Raw genomic sequence first — 18,499 nt, 5'->3', positions numbered from 1 at the left:
TTCTCAGTAGGTGCTGCCGATACCGGCCAGCTGCGCGGTGGCGCAGCCTTGGGTCAGCTCGTTGTGCTTGGCCCAGAGGAAATAGCGGTGCAGGGGATAGGTGATGTCGATTCCGATGCCGCCGTGCACGTGCTGGGCGGTGGCGACAACCCGTGCACCGGCGTCGGCGGCCCAGAACTTCGCGATGCGTGCCGCCCGATCCGCCGGGCGTCCGTTCGCGATCAGCCAGGCGGCATGCCAGGTGGTCCAGCGGATCGCTTCGACGTCGATGAAAGCGTCGGCCAGCCGCTGTTGCACGGCCTGGAAGCTGCCGATCGGCCGGCCGAATTGTTCACGCCCGCTGGTGTATTCCGCGGCGATCCGCAGCGCCCGTTCGGTGACGCCGAGCTGGATCGCACACAGCCCGATCAGCGCTCGGGTGTGCAGCGATTCGATCGGGCTGTCCAGCCGGTCGGCTTCGGAAACAGTTGCACCACAGAGGAATACGTCTGCATGCGGTTCGCGGCTGGTGGTCGCTACCGGTCGGATCTCGACACCTGGGGCGTCGCTGGGCAGCAGGAACAGGCTCACCTGCCCGTCGCCGATGGTGGCGGGCACCAGCACGGTGTCGGCAAGCTGGGCGGCCGGCACCAGTTCCTTGGCGCCGTCCAGGCGCCAGTTCTGGCCGTCGCGAACGGCTTTGGTGACCGGCCTGAGCGGGTCGGAACGACCGGGTTCGGCCAGCCCGGCGGTCAGGATGCGAGTTCCGGAGATGACGCCGGGCAGAAACCGCTGCTGCTGCTCGCGACTGCCGTGGCGGGCGATCGGGTCCGCGCCCAGCACCAGGGTCGCGTAGGCCGGCACCGGGGCCACGCTCCAGCCGACCTCCGCCAGCAGCACGCCGAGTTCCAGGAAGCCGCCGCCGGAGCCGCCCAACGACTCCGGCAACGCGGTGCCCAGCAGGTCGACGGCCGCGAGCTCCTTCCAGAGCGAGGCGTCGAAGCGGGTCTCGCCGGCTTCCAGCTGGGTCAGTCGCTCCGGGGTGGCACGGCGCCCGAACAGGTCGCGGGCCACCTTGCTGACGGTCTCTTGCTCCTCGGTGAAGGCGAAGTCCATCAGGCGTTACCTACCTGCTCGGCCGGAACTGATGCAGCACCAGATCGTTGTCGAAGGACTGGAAGAAGACCTCGACCGGCATTCCGACGGTGACGTCCGCCGGATCGATGTCACAGAGATTCGACACCAGCCGCACGCCTTCGGCGAGCTCCACCAGCACCACGATGTAGGGGTACTCGAAGAACGGAAACTTGGGTTCGTGCGGCATCACGTAGCTGTAGACGGTGCCGCGGCCCGACGATTCGATGGCCTCCCACTCCAGCGAGCGGCAGTGGGGGCACATGGGGCGTGCCGGATTGCGCAGCGTTGCACATCTCTTGCAGCGCTGGATCAGCAGCTTGCGATCACGCAGCCCGTTCCAGAAGAACTCGGTGTCCGGACTGATCGCGGGTGCCAGCCGGGTGCTCATGAGTTCTCCGGCTTGAAACGCAGGACCCGGAACCGTTGCCGGCCCAGGACTTCGCCGTTCTGATCGGAGTAGGTGATTACCCAGGTCAGGAAGAAGCCGGATCCCTTCGCGGTCTTCTTCTCGTCGGATACTTCCTCGAACACCGACGTCGCGCTGATCACGTCGCCCAGCCGGGGATAGCGTTCGATCTCGAATTCCGAGTTGGTCGCGACCGTGCTGCTGTATCCGGCCTCGTCGAGGAAAGCGGTGGGGTTGTCCTTGATCTCCATCGGTGCCCCGCCGCGCTCGCCGATGCCCTCCAGCTTGGGCGACGGCATCGTCCAGGTCTGCAACATGACCGGTGGCGACACGATGCCGCCGAACCGCGATGCCGCCGCGAACTCCGGATCGAGGTACACCGGGTTCATGTCGTCCAGTGCGTACGCCCAATGCCGGATCATCGGTTGATTCACCGGATCCGGTGCAAGGGTGGGCGTTCCGCTGCCTCCGGTGGGCTTGTTGACGAGCCCCCGCAACTTGGCGAGGAACTCGGGATCTTGGTTGGTCACGTGCTGGATCCTCCTGACTGTTCCTGACTGTTTTGGGGGCCCCGTAGGTCACGCGGTGCTCGTGGCATGCCCAACCCCGCCATGGCGATGATGTCACGTTGAATTTCGTTGGCGCCGCCGCCGAACGTGTTGATCACCGCGAACCGGTACGCCGACTCCAGCGCCCCGCGCAGTGGCGCGTCGTTGCCCTTGCGTAATCCGTTGCGGTCGAGCACCTCCAGCAGTTGGCGGGCGACCTGCTGGGTGAGTTCGGTGCCGAACACCTTGGCGGCCGACGCCTCGCCCATGTTCAGCACGCCCTTCGTCATGGCCGCGTTGACCCGCATGTTCACCAGTTTGTACGCGGCAACCTGCGCTTCGACCCGGGCCAGTGTCAGCCGGACCCACGGTTGGTCGATCACGTACCCGTCGTCGATCGCGGTGGTGCGGGCCCAGTCCAGCGTCTTATCGAACAACGGCTCCAGCGCGCCGAGGTTACCCAGGGCCGCGCGTTCAAAGTTCAGCTGCGTGGTGATCAGTTGCCAGCCCTGGTTCTCGCAGCCGACCAGAGCGCTGGCAGGGACCCGCACGTTGTCGTAGAACGTGTAGAAGGTGGAGACGCCCGGCATGGTATGCAGCGGCTGCCAGGAGAAGCCGGGCGATGACGTGGGCACGATCAGGATCGAAATCCCTTTGTGTTTCTTGGCATTCGGGTCAGTGCGGGCGGCCAGCCAGATGTAGTCGGCGTAGGCGGCGCCGCTGGTGAACATCTTCTGTCCGTTGATCACGTACTCTGCGTCTGGCCCTGAGCCGTCCCTGACCGCGGTGGTGCGGACCGACGCCAGGTCGCTGCCGGCTCCCGGCTCGGAATAGCCGATCGCGAACTCGACGCTGCCGTCCAGGATCGAGGGCAGGAACTTCTGCTTTTGTTCCTCGGTGCCGCACTGCATCAGGGTCGGCCCGACCGTGTTGAGCGTAACCAGCGGGATCGGAGCATCGACCCGCCGCGCCTCCTCGGCGAAGATGAATTGCTCGATCGCCGAGAAGCCGCGTCCGCCATACTCTTTGGGCCACCCCACGCCGAGCAGGTTCGCCTCGGCCAGGGCGCGCACGCACTCGCGTACCTCGGGGCCGCCCTCGACGCGGTCCTTGATCGCGTCGGCGCGCTCTGGTGTCATCACCTGTTGCAGCGTACTGCGGATCTCGGCGCGCAACTGCTCCTGCTCGGCGGTGTACTCGAGTTGCATCGTTCAGTCACCGGCCCCGAGTCGCACCGGCATACGTTTCACCCCGGGCACCATCGTGGCGCGCATCCGGTCCACGTCGCCCACCAGCTCGATCGCGGGGAAGCGCCGCAACAGTTCTTCGAACATCACCGTGGCCTCCAGGCGCGCCAATTGCGCACCGATACAGGAATGTTCACCGCAACCGAACGCGATGTGCGGGTTCGGATGCCGGGTTACTTTGAATTCCTCTGAGTCCGAACCGAATACGTCCTCGTCCCGGTTTGCCGAACCATACAGCATCACCACCACCTGGCCGGCGCGGATCTGCTGACCGCGAATCTCCACATCGGCCGTCGCGGTGCGGGCCATGTGGACCACCGGGCTGTTCCACCGCAGCATCTCCTCGACGGCACCTGGGATCAGCGTCGGATCCTCGACCAGCAGCCGGCGCTGGTCGGGATGCGCGATCAGCGCCAGGGTGCCGAGCGCGATGAGATTGCGGGTGGTTTCGTTGCCGGCGACCAGCAGCAGGAACGCGAAGTTGAGCAGGTCTTCGTCGGTGAGCCGTTCCCCGTCGATCTCGGCGTCGGCCAGCACCGACAGCAAGTCGTCGCGCGGTTGGCCGCGGCGGGCGGCGATCAACCGCTGAAAGTACTCGTAGAGTTGCCCGGCCGCCACCAACGGGTCGAGCTCGATCTCCGGATCGGCCGTGCCGGTCGCCGCGTCCGACCACGCCCGAAATTGCTCCCAGTCGTCGGGAGGTGCGCCGATGAGTTCGGCGATCATCCGGGTGGGCAGCGGAGCGGCGATCTGTTCGGCGAATTCGTGGACGGAGCCCGGCTCGATGCCGTCGAGGATGCCCGTCACGATCTCGCGGATCTTTCCCTCGAGCACCGAAACCCGGCGCCGGGTGAACCCGGCGTTGATCAGCTTGCGCATCTGCCGGTGGCGCGGCGGGTCGGTGAAGATCAGGCTGCCCTGCTGCACCGGGTTGGGCAGGTGCGGATCGGGAATCGTGATGCCGTGGGTGGAGGTGAACAGCGCCGGATTGCTCGACACGAAGCGGATGTCCTCGTACTTCAGCAGCGCCCAGAAGTTGGTGACGTCGTTCCAGCACACCGGCGCGGCGGCCCGCAGCTCCCGGTACGCCGGGTAGGGATCGCCTGCGTAGAAGTCGGGGGAGTGCAGTGGAAAGGTGGTCTGCATGGCCTGGCCTCCCTGGCGCTCCGGCGGGACGGGCCATCCGACAGATTGCCGCAATGTGTCCTGCGACGTTGTGTCTACTCCGGCCCGCATGGCGCTGTCAATACATGCGCAACGCGCTGTAATGCCTCGGAATTCACGAGCTTGGTGATTGACGTCACAGGTGCATAGGTGTACACCAGGTGTTTAGATGACCGACCGTCGGGTGAGGATGCAGATGACCGAGCTTCAAACTCCGAAAACGCTTGTCGACACCTACGGGCTGTATATCGACGGCAACTGGGTCGAGCCCGCCGACGGTCGCTACGACGACATATCCCCGGCCAGTGAGCAGGTGATCGCAACCGCACCCGACCCGAGCGTCGCACAGGTGGGCGACGCGATCGCGGCGGCGCGGCGTGCCTTCGACAGCGGCCCGTGGGGCACGATGAGCGCCGAGCAGCGCGCCGGGTGTCTGCGTCAGCTCGGTGATGCGCTGATGAAGCACGCCGACGACTTCTTCGGTCTGTCGCAGGTGGAGTGGGGCTGCACCGCCAACGAGCGCGTGATGCAGATCGACGGTGCCGGGTTCATGTCCATATACGCCGCCCAGCTCGCCACTGAGCTGACCGACCTGCAGGTCAGCGGGATGGGCGCGGGCACCACGGTGCTGCGCCACCAGCCGCTGGGCGTGGTGTCGGTGCTGACGCCGTGGAACTTCCCGCACTGCCTCAACGTGATGAAGCTGAACCATGCCCTCGCCGCCGGAAACACGGTCGTGCTCAAGCCGTCGCCGCTGACGCCGTTGGCCGGCCTTGCGCTCGCGCGGATCATCGACGAGTACACCGACATACCACCGGGTGTCGTCAACGTGGTCACACCGTCGGGCGTCGAGGCGGCCAGGCTGCTGACCACCGATCCGCGGATCGACATGGTCAGCTTCACCGGCAGCTCGGTCATCGGCCGCCAGGTCATGTCCGCCGCCGGGGACACGATGAAGAGACTCCTGCTCGAGCTCGGCGGCAAATCGGCGAGCATCGTCCTCGAGGACACCGAGATCACCGACGAGATGCTGCGGCAGATGCTGTTCGACGGCTGCGCGCTGCACGCCGGGCAGGCCTGCATCCTGCACAGCCGGGTGCTGCTTCCCGATTCGCTGCACGACGAGGTGGTCGATCGGCTGGCCGCCTTGGCCGGCGCGGTCAAGGTCGGCGACCCCACCGATCCGGACGTGCACATGGGTCCGCTGATCAGCGCCGCGCAACGGGAGCGGGTCGAGGCGCACGTGGCCGGCGCGCTGGCCGAGGGCGCCACGCTGGTCACCGGCGGGCGCCGTCCGCCCGGCCTGAACTCCGGCTTCTACTTCGAGCCGACGATCCTGACCGGTGTCGAGCCGAATTCGACTATCGCGCAAGAGGAAGTGTTCGGTCCGGTGATGACCGTGCTGCGCTACCGCGACGAACAGGACGCGATCGCGATCGCGAACAACTCGCAGTACGGACTTTCCGGCGCGGTGTGGGGTGCCGACGTGGATCGCGCTACCCGCGTAGCGCGTCGCATCCGGACCGGGCAGGTCGCCGTCAACGGTTGCAGCCCGGGTGGTGCGCCGTTCGGCGGCTTCAAACTCAGCGGACTGGGCCGCGAGGGCGGTGGCCTCATCGGCGTCCATCAATACATGGAACAGATGGCCATCGGGACTCCCGCGTGACGGGACCCCTCACCGGGCTCCACGTCGTCGAAATCGCCAACCAGATCGCAGGTCCTTACGCCGCAAAGCTTTTCGTAGACCTCGGCGCCGAGGTCACCAAGATCGAGCCGCCCGCCGGGGATCCACTGCGCCGCTGGGGCCCGTTCGCGTCCGGGAACGCCGAACCGGCATGGGGCGGCTTGTTCGGATACCTCAACGCGGGCAAGAGCGGTGCCACTCTTGACTTCGACGAGCCGGATGGCGTTGCGGCCGCGAGCGAATTGATCGCCGGTGCGCATCTGCTGGTGGAGAACTTGGCGCCGGCAACGCTGGACGGCTGGGGGCTCGGCATCGACACCCTGCAACGGCTCAACCCAAACTTGGTGGTGCTGCGTATTTCTCACTGCGGCCAGTCAGGACCCATGCGGGACCGTCCGATGACACCGCTGACCATGCAGGCGGCCTCGGGCTGGATCAGTAGCCGCGATCCCGACCGCCCACCGGTGCAGGTCGGCGGCCGGATCTCCGAATATGTCGCGGGGACGTACGGGGCACTGGGCGCGCTGACCGCGCTGCGTATGCGGTCTGCCGGCCGAGTCCGCGAGGTGGACGTGTCGGAGGTCGAGGCGTTGCTGTCGACGCTGCCCTATCCGATGTTGATGGCGCAGCGGATGAAACGACTTGGGCTGCCGGCGAATATACGCTCGGCGCCGATGCTGGGCGTGGTGCGGGCCGTCGACGGCTGGGTGGGCATCAACTGCCTGACGGGACAGCACTGGCTCGACGTGTGCGCGATGCTGGGCCTGCCCGAGTACGGCGAGCAGCAGATCGCGATCATGCTGGGTGGCCCCGAGCGTGACGAATTCTTCGCCAAGGCCGAGCCGATGCTCGCCGGCCAGACGGTCGCCGAGATCGTCGAACTTGGCCAGGCGCTGCGGATTCCGGCCGCCCCGGTCAACGACGGCGCCAGCGTGCTGGACTGCCCGCAGTACGCCGCGCGCGGATTCTTCGCCGAATACGACGGCCACCAGCGCCCCGGGCCGCCATTCCGGTTCTCGAAAACTCCTGTGCCGCAACCGGGTCCGCCGCCACGGCCGGGAACAACAGCCGCCCCGTGGGCCACCGCGGGCCAATCGCTGACGCCGGCGGCGGGCGAGGTGGCGTTCGCCGGATTGCGGGTGCTGGACCTGACCACATTTTGGGCCGGGGCGTATCTGACCTGCTACCTCGGCGCGTTCGGCGCCGACATCGTCAAGGTCGAATCGATCCAGCGCCCCGACGGCCACCGCTACTCGGGGGCGTTCGCTTACGAGGGCGACGACTGGTATGAGCGCAGCCCGATCTGGCAGGGGACCAACCTCAACAAGCGCGACCTGACGCTCGACCTGACCTCGCAGCGTGGCCTCGACATCGCCCGCCGGCTCGCCGCCACGGCCGATGTCGTGGTGGAGAATTTCTCGCCGCGCGTGGTGGAGAACTTCGGTCTGGACTACGGCGCGCTGACGGCGCTGAACCCCGACGTGATCGTGATTCGAATGCCCGGTTATGGATTGGCCGGGCCGTGGCGCGACTACGTCGGCTGGGCGCTGAACTTCGAGCAGACCGCGGGCATGTCGGCGATCACCGGGTATCCCGACGGGCCGCCGTGCAATCCGCAGGGGCCGGCCGACCCGATCGTCGGGGTGCACGCGGGAGTCGCGCTGCTCGCCGCGCTCGAACACCGAAGCCGCACCGGAGTCGGGCAGCTGATCGAAATCGCCCAGATCGAGGTCGCCGCGTGCGTGACCGCCGAGCCGGTGATCGAGTACTCGATGAACGGGGTCGTCTCATCCCGGCAGGGCAACCGTCAACGCGGCTACCTGCAGGGCGTCTATCCGACCGCCGTCGACGGTGTCTGGGTCGCGATGTCGCTATCCGACGACGAGACGATCGACCACGACGTCTTCGACGAGCTGGTCACCGCCTGGACCCACACGCAGCAACCCGCCGACATCATCGAAAGTCTGGGAAGGCAGGGCATTCCGGCCGAGCAGGTGATCACAGGCGAGCAGATGTATGACCCCGAGTTCATCGGCGCCCAGCTCGACGCGCGTGGCTTCTACGAAGAGTTCGAACATCCGATCACCGGCCCGCACCGCTATCCCGGCTGGCCGTTTCGCATCAGACCCGGGCCGGATCACCACCACCGCAGCGCGCCGCCGACACTCGGGCAGCACAACGACGAAATCCTGCGTGGTCTCGGGCTGTCCGACGACGAGGTGGCCACGCTGCGCGATCAGCGGGTGATCGGCGAGCGGGTGCAAGGCGCTTAGCCTAACCGCCGAACCGCACCGGCATCCGGGTTACCAACGGCAACATCGTGGCCGGCATCCGGTCCACCTCGCCGGCCAGCTCCATATCGGGAAACCGACCCAGCAGCTCGCCGAAAAACACCGTCGCCGTGAGGCGGGCCAGTTGCGCACCGACACAAGCATGTTCACCGGAGCCGAACGCGATGTGCGGGTTCGGATTCCGGGTCACCCTGAATTCTTCGGCGGTGGAACCGAATACGTCCTCGTCTCGGTTGGCCGAGCCATACAGCATCACCACCAACTCGCCCTCGGCGACCCGCTGACCGCGAATCTCGACCTCCGTCGTCGCCGTGCGGGCCATGTGCGTCACGGGGCTGGTCCAGCGCAACATCTCCTCGACACCGCCCGCGATCTTCGCCGGATCCTCGACGAGTAGCCGGCGCTGGTCGGGGTGTGCGACCAGCGCCAGCGTGCCGAGCGCGAGCAGACTGCGGGTGGTCTCTATTCCGGAGGCCAGCAGCAGGAACGAAAAGTCAAGCAGTTCATCGTCGCTGAGCCCGACCCCGTCGGCCCGCGCACCGGCCAGCACCGACAACACGTCGTCGCCACCGGCGGTGCGGCTGGCCGCGACCAGCTGGCGGATGCAGTGATAGAGCCGGCCGGCGGTCTCGAGGCCGTCGAGCTCGGGGCTGGTGCCGGCGGTTGCGATCACCGCGTCCGTCCAGGCCTGGAATTGCTCGCGGTCGTCGCGCGGCACACCGAGTAGTTCGGCGATCACGCGCGCCGGCAGCGCAGCGGCAATCGTCTCGATGAAGTCGTGGACCGAGTCCGGCTCGATGCCGTCCAGCATCCCGCCGACGATCTCGCGGATCGCCGGTTCCAGCAGGGCGCCCTGGCGGCGGGTGAATCCGGCGTTGATCAGCTTGCGCAGCTGCCGGTGGCGCGGCGGGTCGGTGAAGATGAGGCTGCTTTCCTGCACGGGATTGGGCAGGCCCGGCGTGGGGATGTTGATGCCGCGGGTGGAGGTGAACAGCGCCGGGTTCGTCGAGACGAAGCGGACGTCGTCGTAGCGCAGCAGCGCCCAGAACCCGGCGACCTCGTTCCAGCACACCGGCGCCGTCGCGCGTAGCTCTCGGTAGCCGGGGTAGGGGTCGCCCGCGTAGAAGTCGGGGGAGTGCAACGGAAACGAACTCTGCATGGCAAAGCCTTCCTGGCCCGGTCGAGCAGCACCCTACCGAAGGCGATGCGGCCTCGGCGTGAGCCTTTCGTAAACGGCTTGTCACATGCCAAGCTGCTGACATGGTCATCGAGATCGCCCGTCCAAAGCTCGAAGGAACCGTCGCCGTCGGCGACGACCGCCAAATCGGGTTCGCCGAATTCGGTGACCCGCACGGCCGGGCGGTGTTCTGGCTGCACGGCACCCCGGGTGCCCGCCGGCAAATTCCGACCGAGGCCCGCGTCTACGCCGAAGATCACGGCATCCGGTTGATCGGCCTGGATCGTCCGGGGATCGGCTCGTCGACGCCGCACCGCTACGAGAACATCCGGGCGTTCGCCGATGACCTGCGCACGATCGCCGACACCCTCGGTATCGACAAGATGGCCGTCATCGGCCTGTCCGGCGGGGGCCCGTACGCACTCGCCTGTGCCGCGGTGCTGCCTGATCGCGTCGTTGCGACCGGTGTGCTGGGGGGCGTCGCGCCGTTCGTCGGTGACGAGGGGATCAGCAGCGGGCTGATGGAACTGGGCAAGCGGGTGGCGCCGCTGTTGCGGCTGGGCGGTGACCCGCTGCGGATCGGCGCCAGCCTGATGGTCCGGACCGTCCGTCCGCTCGCGAACACCGCGCTGTATCTGTATGCCGCGATATCGCCGGAAGCCGACCGGCGCCTGCTCACCCGGCCGGAGTTCGGCGCCATGTTCCTCGACGATTTGCTCAACGGCAGCCGCAAACAACTCGCGGCCCCGTTCAACGACGTGATCCTGTTCGTCCGGGACTGGGGGTTCCGGCTGGACGAGGTCAAGGTTCCGGTCCGCTGGTGGCACGGCGACAGCGACCACATCGTGCCCTTTGCCCACGGCGAGCACGTGGTGTCCTTGCTGCCCGACTGCGAATTGTTCGTACTGCCGGGCGAAAGTCACCTGGCCGGGCTGGGCCGCGGCGAAGAGATCCTGTCCACACTGATGAAAATATGGGACGAGCAGGCCTGACAGGGCCTAGTCGACAGGTGTCGGTAGCCTGCTGAGGTGCTGCTCGCATCGCTGAATCCCGCCGCCGTTACAGCTACTGACATCCCCGACGCGGTCAAGATCGACGGCGCCGTACTGAGTCGCAGCGACCTGATCGGCGGCGCGACGTCGGTGGCCGAACGCGTCGCCGGCGCAGACCGCGTCGCGGTGCTGGCCACCCCGAGCGTGTCGACCGTGCTGGCGGTCACCGGCTGCCTGATCGCCGGCGTCCCCTTCGTCCCGGTGCCCTCGGACGTCGGCGCGGCCGAACGCAAGCACATGCTGACCGACTCCGGCGCGCAGGCGTGGCTCGGGACAGAGCCCGACGAGCCGGGGGGCCTGCCGCACATCCCGGTGCGGCTGCACGCCCGGTCCTGGCATCGCTATCCCGAGCCGGCGCCCGAGGCCACCGCGATGGTCATCTACACCTCGGGCACCACGGGAGCGCCCAAGGGCGTCGTGGTGAGTCGCCGGGCGATCGCCGCCGACCTGGACGCGCTGGCGCAGGCCTGGCAGTGGACTCCCGACGACGTGCTGGTGCACGGGTTGCCGCTGTTTCACATCCACGGCTTGGTGCTGGGTCTGCTCGGGTCGCTGCGGATCGGAAACCGCTTCGTGCACACCGGGAAACCGACACCGGCCGGTTATGCGAAGGCCCACACGGAATCCGGTGGCACCCTGTACTTCGCGGTGCCGACGGTGTGGTCGCGGGTGGTGGCCGATCAGGCGGCCGCCGAGACATTGCGCTCGGCACGGCTGCTGGTATCCGGTAGCGCGGCGCTGCCGGTTCCGGTGTTCGACCGGCTGGAACAGCTGACCGGGCACCGGCCCATCGAACGCTACGGCGCGTCGGAGTCGTTGATCACGTTGTCGACGCGGGCCGACGGCGAACGCCGCCCGGGCTGGGTCGGGCTGCCGCTCAGTGGCGTCGAGACCCGGCTGCTCGACGACGCCGGCGATCCCGTCCCCCATGACGGGGAAACCGTTGGCAAGCTTGCGGTTCGGGGCCCGACGCTGTTCGACGGATACCTGAACCGGCCGGAGGCCACCGCCGAGGTGTTCGATGCCGACGGCTGGTACCAGACCGGCGATGTCGCGGTCATCGACGGCGAGGGCATGCACCGCATCGTCGGCCGCGAATCGGTTGACCTGATCAAATCGGGCGGATATCGCATTGGCGCAGGCGAAATCGAGACATCGCTGTTGGGCCATCCTGGCGTGCAGGAAGCGGCCGTTGTCGGAATGCCCGACGACGACCTTGGCCAGCGCATCGTCGCATTCGTGGTCGGCGCTTCCGGCCTCAACACCGACGAGCTGATTGACTTTGTCGCCCAAGAGCTTTCGATACACAAGCGACCGCGCGAGGTCCGGGTGGTGGACGCGTTGCCGCGTAACGCGATGGGCAAGGTCGTCAAGAAGCAGTTGCTGTCCGAGGGATGAGACGTAGCGCCGTTTCTGGTATGCAGGTTGAGGGTCGTTTTAGGGGCCTGGAACTTTTAGCGACACGCAGGATATTGCCAGGCTTTCGGACAAGCGAGAGTCCACTGCTTCGCATAATTTCGTTTGTGGACATGCAGGCAAACACACCACGGGGACAGGTAAGGATGTGCCATGGGTGAGTCGATCCGCCCGGCGGGTGCTGCGACGACGATCGCGGACCAACCGCGCGCCGCACCGATGGCGCGGGTCGCGACCTCGTGTCTGGTCGGTTCGGCGATCGAGTTCTACGACTTCCTGATCTACGGCACCGCGGCGGCACTGGTGTTTCCCGCCGTGTTCTTTCCGAACCTCACGCCCGGCGTGGCGATGATCGCCTCGATGGGGACGTTCGCCACGGCGTTTTTGTCGCGGCCCATCGGTGCGGCCGTCTTCGGGTACTTCGGGGACCGGCTGGGCCGCAAGAAGACGCTGATCTCCACGTTGCTGATCATGGCCGTGGCGACCGTGAGCGTCGGCCTGGTTCCCAGCACCGCCTCCATCGGGGTGGCGGCGCCGTTGATCCTGATGGGGCTGCGGCTGCTGCAGGGGTTTGCGGTGGGCGGCGAATGGGCCGGGTCGGCGTTGTTGAGCGCCGAATACGCCCCGGGCGCCCGTCGCGGCTTGTACGGGATGTTCACCTTGCTGGGCGGCGGTGTCGCCGGAGTGCTGAGCAGCCTGACCTTCCTCGGCGTGAACGTCACGATCGGCGAATACAGCCCCGAGTTCCTGCAGTGGGGCTGGCGGATCCCGTTCCTGATCAGCTCGGTGCTGATCGCGCTGGCGTTGTACGTGCGGCTCAACATCGACGAGACTCCGGTGTTCGCCGAGGAGAAGTCACGCGACCTGGTGCCCAAAGCGCCGCTGGCCGAGGTGTTTCGCCTGCAGGGCCGGGAGATCCTGCTGGCCGCCGGCAGCGTGCTGTGCACGATGGCGTTCTGCTACATGGGCAACACGTATTTCACGATGTACGCGCACACCCACCTGGGCTATACGCGCGGCTTCATCTGGTCGGTCGGTGTGCTGAGCGGTCTGGTGAGCATCGCGGCGGTGATCGCCTCGGCCATTCTGAGCGATCGATTCGGCCGGCGCCGGATCATGTTGGTGGGCTGGGCGACGTGTGTGCCGTGGGCGTTTGTGGTGATCCCCCTGATCGACACCGGCCACAAAGCGTTGTATACGGTTGCGATTGTCGGCACCTTCGCGATCTCCGGGATCGGCAGCGGACCCATCGGAGCCTTCATCCCCGAACTCTTCGCCACCCGCTACCGCTATAGCGGCTCGGCACTGGCGATCAATCTGGCCGGCGTCTTCGGCGGGGCGCTGCCGCCGCTGATCGCCGGGACGCTGCTGGCGACCTACGGCAGCTGGTCGATCGGGGTCATGCTGGCGGCTCTCGCGCTGATCAGCCTGGTCTGCACTTATCTGCTGCCCGAAACCTGCGGGACGTCGCTGTAGCTCAGTTGGCGTGCAGGTCCTCGTTCAGCGCAATGCCCTGACCGCCGCGGGCCACCACTTCCACGGCACCGCTGACCGAATTGCGGCGGAACAACAGGTTGTTGCCGCCCGACAGCTCCAGTGCCTTCATCGTTTTGCCTTCGGGCGTAATGACTTTGGTGCCGGCCGTGACATACAGGCCGGCTTCGACGACGCAATCGTCGCCCAGCGAGATGCCCAGGCCCGCGTTGGCACCGAGCAGACACCGCTTACCGATCGAAATGACTTCGGTACCACCGCCGGACAGTGTGCCCATGATCGACGCGCCGCCGCCGATGTCGGAGCCGTCGCCCACCACGACGCCGGCCGAGATGCGGCCCTCCACCATCGACGTGCCCAGCGTGCCGGCGTTGTAGTTGACGAAACCTTCGTGCATCACGGTGGTCCCGGACGCGAGGTGCGCGCCCAGGCGCACCCGGTCGGCGTCGGCGATGCGGACCCCGGTGGGCATCACGTAGTCGACCATCCGCGGGAACTTGTCGACGCCGTAGACGGTCACCTGTCCCTTGCGGCGCAGCCGCGCGCGGACCGACTCGAAACCCTCGATCGCGCAGGGTCCGTGATTAGTCCACACCACATTGGTCAATACGCCGAACAAGCCGCCGGCGTTCAGCCCGTGCGGCGCGACCAGGCGGTGAGACAGCAAGTGCAGCCGCAGGTAGGCGTCGTAGGCGTCGGCGGCCACCTCGTCGAGTGAGCCGATGACCGTGCGTACGGCCACGGTCTCGGTGTTGCGGTCGTCGTCGCGCCCGACCAGTGCGGCCAGCTCCGGCGGAATATCGGACAGCGCAAGGCGCGACGTGCCGCTGGTGTCCGACTCCGTCAGTTCCGGTGCGGGAAACCATGTGTCGAGGATCGATCCGTCGAAGGCCAGTGTCGCCAACCCGATACCTGCAGCTCCAGTCACGGCGGTCAGGTTACTTCGTGCGTTGCGCGCGGGTCCGCGCGCCCTTCCGACCATTACGCTGGTTGGGTGCTGGACTTGCATGGGGATCCGATCGCGTTGACCGCGGCGCTGGTCGACATCCCCAGCGAGTCGCGAGACGAAGCGCGCATTGCCGCCGAGGTCGAGGCGGCGCTGCGCGCGCAGACCACCGGCTTCGAGATCGTCCGCAACGGCAACGCGGTGCTGGCGCGCACCCGGCGAAACCTGCCGTCGCGGGTGCTGCTGGCCGGTCATCTCGACACGGTCCCAGCCGCCGACAACCTGCCCAGCCATCGCTCGGCGGACGCCGAAGGCGACATGCTGTATGGCTGCGGCACCTCCGACATGAAATCCGGTGACGCCGTGTTTCTGCATCTGGCCGCCACGGTGGCCGAACCGGCACACGATCTGACGCTGGTGCTCTACGACTGCGAGGAAATCGACGCGGCCGCAAACGGTTTGGGCCGCATCGAGCGTGAGCTGCCGGACTGGTTGGCCGCCGACGTCGCGATCCTGGGTGAGCCCACCGGCGGCTATATCGAGGCGGGGTGTCAGGGCACGCTGCGAGTTGTGGTCAGCGCCAACGGAACCCGGGCGCATTCGGCGCGGTCCTGGTTGGGCGACAACGCAATTCACAAACTGGGTACGGTGCTGGAGCGGTTGGCCGCCTACCAGGCTCGAACCGTCGACATCGACGGCTGCCAATACCGGGAAGGCTTGTCGGCGGTGCGGGTCGACGGCGGCGTCGCCGGCAACGTCATTCCCGACGCCGCCTCGGTCACCGTCAACTACCGCTTCGCCCCCGACCGGTCGCTCGCCGAGGCGCTGCAACACGTGCATGACGTGCTGGACGGCATCGACGTGCGGATCGAGCAGACCGACGGCGCCGCCGGAGCGCTACCCGGGCTGTCCCAGCCGGCCGCCAAGGCGCTGGTCGAGGCGGCCGGCGGGCAGGTGCGCGCCAAGTACGGCTGGACGGACGTGTCCCGATTCGCCGCCCTGGGCATCCCGGCGGTCAACTTCGGGCCCGGCGACCCCAACCTGGCGCACACCCGCGACGAACGGGTGCCCGTCGCCGCGATCACCGCCGCCGCGGACATGCTGCGGGGATACCTAGCGGTTTTAGCAGGCGGCTAAGCGCACTGCTGGGCCTGCGCGGCCGCAGTGGCGGCCGCAGCGTGCAGACCGACCGCCGTCAGCTCCGCGGCCACCGCACGCAGCGCGTCCCCGTCGTTCGTCGCCAGCGCTTTGGCATGAGCCAGCGCGAGCTGTCCCGCCACGCAGTCGACCTCGTCGCACAGCCGGGCCAGCGGATCGACCGCGCGGATGTCGCCGAGGCGCACGGCCTCGTGCCAGACGCGAAGCGCCACCGCAGACTGCCCGCGTCGTTCGGCCATCCGGGCCGCGTCCCGGACCGCGGCGATCGCCCCGTGCGAGTCGCGCCCGGCGGCCAACCGCCAGGCCCGGGCCACGCCCAGCTCGGGGCTGAACAGAGCCGACTTGGTGCCATGCCGAGATTCGGCTCTGCTCAAGGCTTTTGCCGCGGCGGCGATGTCGCCCTGCTGGGCCAGCGCGGTGGCCAGCAGCATCAGCGACAGCGGCCCCCACGAGTAGCCGGTGCGTTCCAGGGCCGCGGCCGCCGGACCCAACAGCGCGGCGGCTTCGCCGAATCGGCCGGCGGCGATCATCATGTGCGCCAGCAGCACCTCGCCGATCGCGCGACCCGGCTGCTGCAATTCGGCGAAATCGGTGAACTGCTGCGCCAGTTCGGTCGCCGTCTCGACCCGGCCGGCCATCAGCAGGGTCGTCGTCTCGCCCAGGCCGACCGTGAACCGCAGCAGCCCGGGGTGCTCGGCGCCCAGCGCGCGTTGCGCCAGCGGCTCTACGTCGGCGAACCGGCCCTGGCGCGCCGAACACAGCGTCGCCGCGCTCGCCGCCCAGGCCACCGCCTGGTCGTCGGCGGCCGGTGAGTCCAGCACCCGATGCGCGATCTCGACGGCGCCCCCGATGTTGCCGGCGTTCATCGCGAAGGTTGCGCTCAGCGCGTCGAGCGTGACCCGCGGGCCGACATCGGGAACGCGATTACGGATCGTCAGCAGAAACGCGGTGGCCCGCTCCGGCTCGCTGAGCATGAAGAACTGATTGGCCGCCCGCAGCAGGGTCCATGCCATCAGGTCTTCTTCGGACAACGCGGCGGAATCCACGGCGGCCAGCAACTCCTCGGCCTCGCGGCCCCGGCCCTGAAACGCCAGCGAATTCGCCAGCGGCAGCCGCGCGGCCAGTGCCTGGCCGTCCTCGCCGCGCGCCAGCGCGGAGCGGGCGAACCGTTCGGCGAGCGTGAGATCGCCGAGCCGCAGCGCCTGTTGCGCGGCGTCGACGACCGCGGCCACCGGCTGCGGAGCGTCGCTGTCCAGCGCCAGGGAGGCCAGCCGCAGCCGGTCGCTGAGGTGTTCGGACGGATGCCGGGACTGCAGCTCGACCACCTCGGTGCGCCGCTGCCGGGCACCGTCGGCGCCCAGCGCGGCCCGCGCCCGTTCGGAGAACAGCGGGTGGGCGGTGTAGACGACCGGATCTTCGGCGCGCTCGTCGCGCACCCGGGTTTCGGCCGCGCCCCACTGCTGCGCCTCGCCGACCGCGCCGTCGCCGGCCAGCGCGGTGAGATCGGCCGCCGACAGCGGCTCTTCGACGGCGAGATAGTCGAGCACCGCCCGCGCGGCGGCGGGCAACTCGGCGATGAAGGTGTCGACCTCGGCCGTGCTGGTGGGCTGGCCGGGCGCGTCGACATCGATGCGCTCCAGCAGGCCGTCGGTCCACAGCGCCGCGATGGCCTCGGGTGCGGTGTCAGCGCGGGCGGTGACGATCATCCGGGCGGTCCCGGCCAGCGCCAGCTGGTAGACCAGGGTGGCCGACAGGATGTCCAAGTCGTGGGCATCGTCGACGATCAGCAGCAGATCTCCCTGCCGGTCGCCGCTCAGCGATGCCCGGGCCGCCCGCAGCAGCGCGGCCGGCTTCCCGATGTCGTCCCCGAAGTTGGAGAAGTCCACGATGTGGCTGAAGGCGCCGAACGGGACCACGCGCTCGGTCGGGGTGCCGGTGACCCAGCGGATGAAAGTGCTCGGGTTGCCACGAGAGAAGTTCTCGGCGGCCAACCGCGCCAGGGTCGACTTGCCGACGCCGTCGGGACCGAGCACGACCGCACCGCGCCGCGGTCCGTCACCCAGCGCGGAATCCAGTCGTTCCAGGGTGGACGCGTGCTGCGGGACGTTCCATCGAATCGGCATCGCCGAATTTTATGGCGGCGCGGTGGCCAGCCGATGACTAGCTAGCGCGAAAGCCCCATACGCGCACGGTTCGAACGGCGTTGGTCTACCTTGGCGGTTATGCGCCCCGACGGCGAATCCTCGAGCGAATGGGCGGTCTGCGTCTACTGCGCGTCCGGCCCGACACATCCCGAATTGCTTGATCTGGCTAGCGAACTCGGCGAAGCGATCGCCGACCGCGGCTGGACCCTGGTGTGGGGCGGCGGCGACATATCGGCGATGGGCGCGGTGGCCAGTGCGGCGCGCGCCCGTGGCGGCAAGACGGTCGGCATCATCCCGCGCCAGTTGGTGCGCCGCGAACTCGCCGACGAGAACGCCTCCGAGCTGATCGTCACCGACAACATGCGCGACCGGAAGCGGATCATGGAAGACCGCTCCAACGCGTTCATCGCGCTTCCCGGTGGGATCGGCACGCTCGACGAGCTGTTCGAGGCATGGACGACGGGCTCTTTGGGTATGCACGACAAACCCGTGGTGCTGCTGGATACCTGGGGACACTACGAGGGCTTGTGGGTCTGGCTGAACGACTTGGTGGACCGCGGGTACATCTCACAGGTAGCGATGGACACGCTGATGCTGGTCGATAAGGTGAATGACGCAATCGAGGCGTGCGCCCCTAACTGAGGTCGGCTGCGTCA

15 protein-coding genes are annotated in these 18,499 nt (G+C 67.9%); 7 read left to right on the top strand and 8 right to left on the bottom strand.

Translation table 11 applies throughout. The annotated features are described in order from the left end of the window. Positions 1-3: 3 nt before the first annotated feature. Genes MAAFP003_RS21145 through MAAFP003_RS21125 form a run of 5 tightly spaced genes read right to left on the bottom strand, consistent with a single transcriptional unit; the run spans position 4 to position 4,463 of the window. Positions 4-1,095: an acyl-CoA dehydrogenase family protein gene (locus MAAFP003_RS21145; RefSeq protein ID WP_096289682.1), complete on the bottom strand. Its 1,092-nt coding sequence runs from the start codon at positions 1,093-1,095 to the stop codon at positions 4-6. Between the two features lie 10 nt (positions 1,096-1,105). Then, positions 1,106-1,504, bottom strand: coding sequence for a Zn-ribbon domain-containing OB-fold protein (locus MAAFP003_RS21140; protein ID WP_096289681.1), 399 nt, complete (start codon positions 1,502-1,504; stop codon positions 1,106-1,108). Beyond that, positions 1,501-2,052, bottom strand: a complete 552-nt coding sequence (locus MAAFP003_RS21135) for a MaoC family dehydratase (protein WP_096289680.1) — start codon at positions 2,050-2,052, stop codon at positions 1,501-1,503. Before MAAFP003_RS21135 ends, MAAFP003_RS21140 begins: the two co-directional genes overlap by 4 nt. Next, a complete protein-coding gene (locus MAAFP003_RS21130) occupies positions 2,049-3,278 on the bottom strand; it encodes an acyl-CoA dehydrogenase family protein (protein WP_096289679.1) in 1,230 nt (409 codons plus the stop codon). The genes MAAFP003_RS21135 and MAAFP003_RS21130 overlap by 4 nt, the downstream gene beginning before the upstream one ends. A 3-nt stretch (positions 3,279-3,281) precedes the next feature. Beyond that, positions 3,282-4,463, bottom strand: a complete 1,182-nt coding sequence (locus MAAFP003_RS21125) for a cytochrome P450 (protein ID WP_096289678.1) — start codon at positions 4,461-4,463, stop codon at positions 3,282-3,284. A gap of 214 nt (positions 4,464-4,677) precedes the next feature. On the opposite strand from MAAFP003_RS21125, the gene MAAFP003_RS21120 reads away from it, so the two are divergent. Together MAAFP003_RS21120 and MAAFP003_RS21115 are read left to right on the top strand one after the other, a co-directional pair. Beyond that, positions 4,678-6,147 carry an aldehyde dehydrogenase family protein gene (locus MAAFP003_RS21120; protein ID WP_096291315.1) on the top strand — a complete coding sequence of 490 codons (1,470 nt, stop codon included), beginning with the start codon at positions 4,678-4,680 and terminating at the stop codon, positions 6,145-6,147. Then, positions 6,144-8,438, top strand: coding sequence for a CaiB/BaiF CoA transferase family protein (locus tag MAAFP003_RS21115; RefSeq protein ID WP_096289677.1), 2,295 nt, complete (start codon positions 6,144-6,146; stop codon positions 8,436-8,438). Before MAAFP003_RS21120 ends, MAAFP003_RS21115 begins: the two co-directional genes overlap by 4 nt. A gap of 1 nt (position 8,439) precedes the next feature. Here MAAFP003_RS21115 and MAAFP003_RS21110 read toward each other — a convergent pair whose 3' ends face one another. After that, on the bottom strand, positions 8,440-9,615 hold the full coding sequence (locus tag MAAFP003_RS21110; RefSeq protein ID WP_096289676.1) for a cytochrome P450: 1,176 nt from the start codon (positions 9,613-9,615) through the stop codon (positions 8,440-8,442). A 101-nt stretch (positions 9,616-9,716) separates the two neighbouring features. Between MAAFP003_RS21110 and MAAFP003_RS21105 the strand changes: the two genes are divergently transcribed. The 3 genes from MAAFP003_RS21105 to MAAFP003_RS21095 all read left to right on the top strand — a co-directional run bounded on the left by MAAFP003_RS21105 (position 9,717) and on the right by MAAFP003_RS21095 (position 13,577). Continuing rightward, positions 9,717-10,625, top strand: a complete 909-nt coding sequence (locus MAAFP003_RS21105) for an alpha/beta fold hydrolase (protein WP_096289675.1) — start codon at positions 9,717-9,719, stop codon at positions 10,623-10,625. A gap of 36 nt (positions 10,626-10,661) precedes the next feature. Then, positions 10,662-12,083, top strand: coding sequence for an acyl-CoA synthetase (locus MAAFP003_RS21100; RefSeq protein WP_096289674.1), 1,422 nt, complete (start codon positions 10,662-10,664; stop codon positions 12,081-12,083). Positions 12,084-12,320: 237 nt separating this feature from the next. Next, positions 12,321-13,577: an MFS transporter gene (locus MAAFP003_RS21095; RefSeq protein ID WP_096291314.1), complete on the top strand. Its 1,257-nt coding sequence runs from the start codon at positions 12,321-12,323 to the stop codon at positions 13,575-13,577. 1 nt (position 13,578) lies between these two features. Here MAAFP003_RS21095 and dapD read toward each other — a convergent pair whose 3' ends face one another. Continuing rightward, positions 13,579-14,532: a 2,3,4,5-tetrahydropyridine-2,6-dicarboxylate N-succinyltransferase gene (gene dapD, locus MAAFP003_RS21090; RefSeq protein WP_096291313.1), complete on the bottom strand. Its 954-nt coding sequence runs from the start codon at positions 14,530-14,532 to the stop codon at positions 13,579-13,581. 57 nt (positions 14,533-14,589) lie between these two features. Here dapD and dapE point away from each other — a divergent pair, with 57 nt between their 5' ends. Continuing rightward, complete coding sequence (dapE, locus tag MAAFP003_RS21085) at positions 14,590-15,678, top strand: succinyl-diaminopimelate desuccinylase (protein ID WP_096289673.1); 1,089 nt, start codon at positions 14,590-14,592, stop codon at positions 15,676-15,678. Here the strand turns inward: dapE and MAAFP003_RS21080 are convergent. Next, positions 15,675-17,822 carry an AAA family ATPase gene (locus tag MAAFP003_RS21080; RefSeq protein WP_096289672.1) on the bottom strand — a complete coding sequence of 716 codons (2,148 nt, stop codon included), beginning with the start codon at positions 17,820-17,822 and terminating at the stop codon, positions 15,675-15,677. The two genes, dapE and MAAFP003_RS21080, sit on opposite strands and share 4 nt — an antisense overlap. A gap of 99 nt (positions 17,823-17,921) precedes the next feature. Between MAAFP003_RS21080 and MAAFP003_RS21075 the strand changes: the two genes are divergently transcribed. Further along, positions 17,922-18,485, top strand: coding sequence for an LOG family protein (locus MAAFP003_RS21075; RefSeq protein ID WP_096289671.1), 564 nt, complete (start codon positions 17,922-17,924; stop codon positions 18,483-18,485). The last annotated feature ends 14 nt before the right edge of the window (positions 18,486-18,499 follow it).

It is taken from the genome of Mycobacterium ahvazicum (genome assembly GCF_900176255.2).
In the GTDB taxonomy this organism is placed as follows: domain Bacteria; phylum Actinomycetota; class Actinomycetes; order Mycobacteriales; family Mycobacteriaceae; genus Mycobacterium; species Mycobacterium ahvazicum.
Note: the sequence above shows the minus strand (reverse complement) of the source record. Positions and strands in the feature narration are given on the sequence as shown.

Excerpts from the sequence above, each read along its gene's own strand:
- MAAFP003_RS21105 (WP_096289675.1), top strand. The coding sequence starts at position 9,717 with ATGGTCATCGAGATCGCCCGTCCAAAGCTCGAAGGAACCGTCGCCGTC.
- MAAFP003_RS21145 (WP_096289682.1), bottom strand. The coding sequence starts at position 1,095 with ATGGACTTCGCCTTCACCGAGGAGCAAGAGACCGTCAGCAAGGTGGCC.
- MAAFP003_RS21130 (WP_096289679.1), bottom strand. The coding sequence starts at position 3,278 with ATGCAACTCGAGTACACCGCCGAGCAGGAGCAGTTGCGCGCCGAGATC.
- MAAFP003_RS21080 (WP_096289672.1), bottom strand. The coding sequence starts at position 17,822 with ATGCCGATTCGATGGAACGTCCCGCAGCACGCGTCCACCCTGGAACGA.
- MAAFP003_RS21125 (WP_096289678.1), bottom strand. The coding sequence starts at position 4,463 with ATGCAGACCACCTTTCCACTGCACTCCCCCGACTTCTACGCAGGCGAT.
- MAAFP003_RS21110 (WP_096289676.1), bottom strand. The coding sequence starts at position 9,615 with ATGCAGAGTTCGTTTCCGTTGCACTCCCCCGACTTCTACGCGGGCGAC.
- MAAFP003_RS21140 (WP_096289681.1), bottom strand. The coding sequence starts at position 1,504 with ATGAGCACCCGGCTGGCACCCGCGATCAGTCCGGACACCGAGTTCTTC.
- MAAFP003_RS21120 (WP_096291315.1), top strand. The coding sequence starts at position 4,678 with ATGACCGAGCTTCAAACTCCGAAAACGCTTGTCGACACCTACGGGCTG.
- MAAFP003_RS21095 (WP_096291314.1), top strand. The coding sequence starts at position 12,321 with ATGGCGCGGGTCGCGACCTCGTGTCTGGTCGGTTCGGCGATCGAGTTC.
- MAAFP003_RS21075 (WP_096289671.1), top strand. The coding sequence starts at position 17,922 with ATGCGCCCCGACGGCGAATCCTCGAGCGAATGGGCGGTCTGCGTCTAC.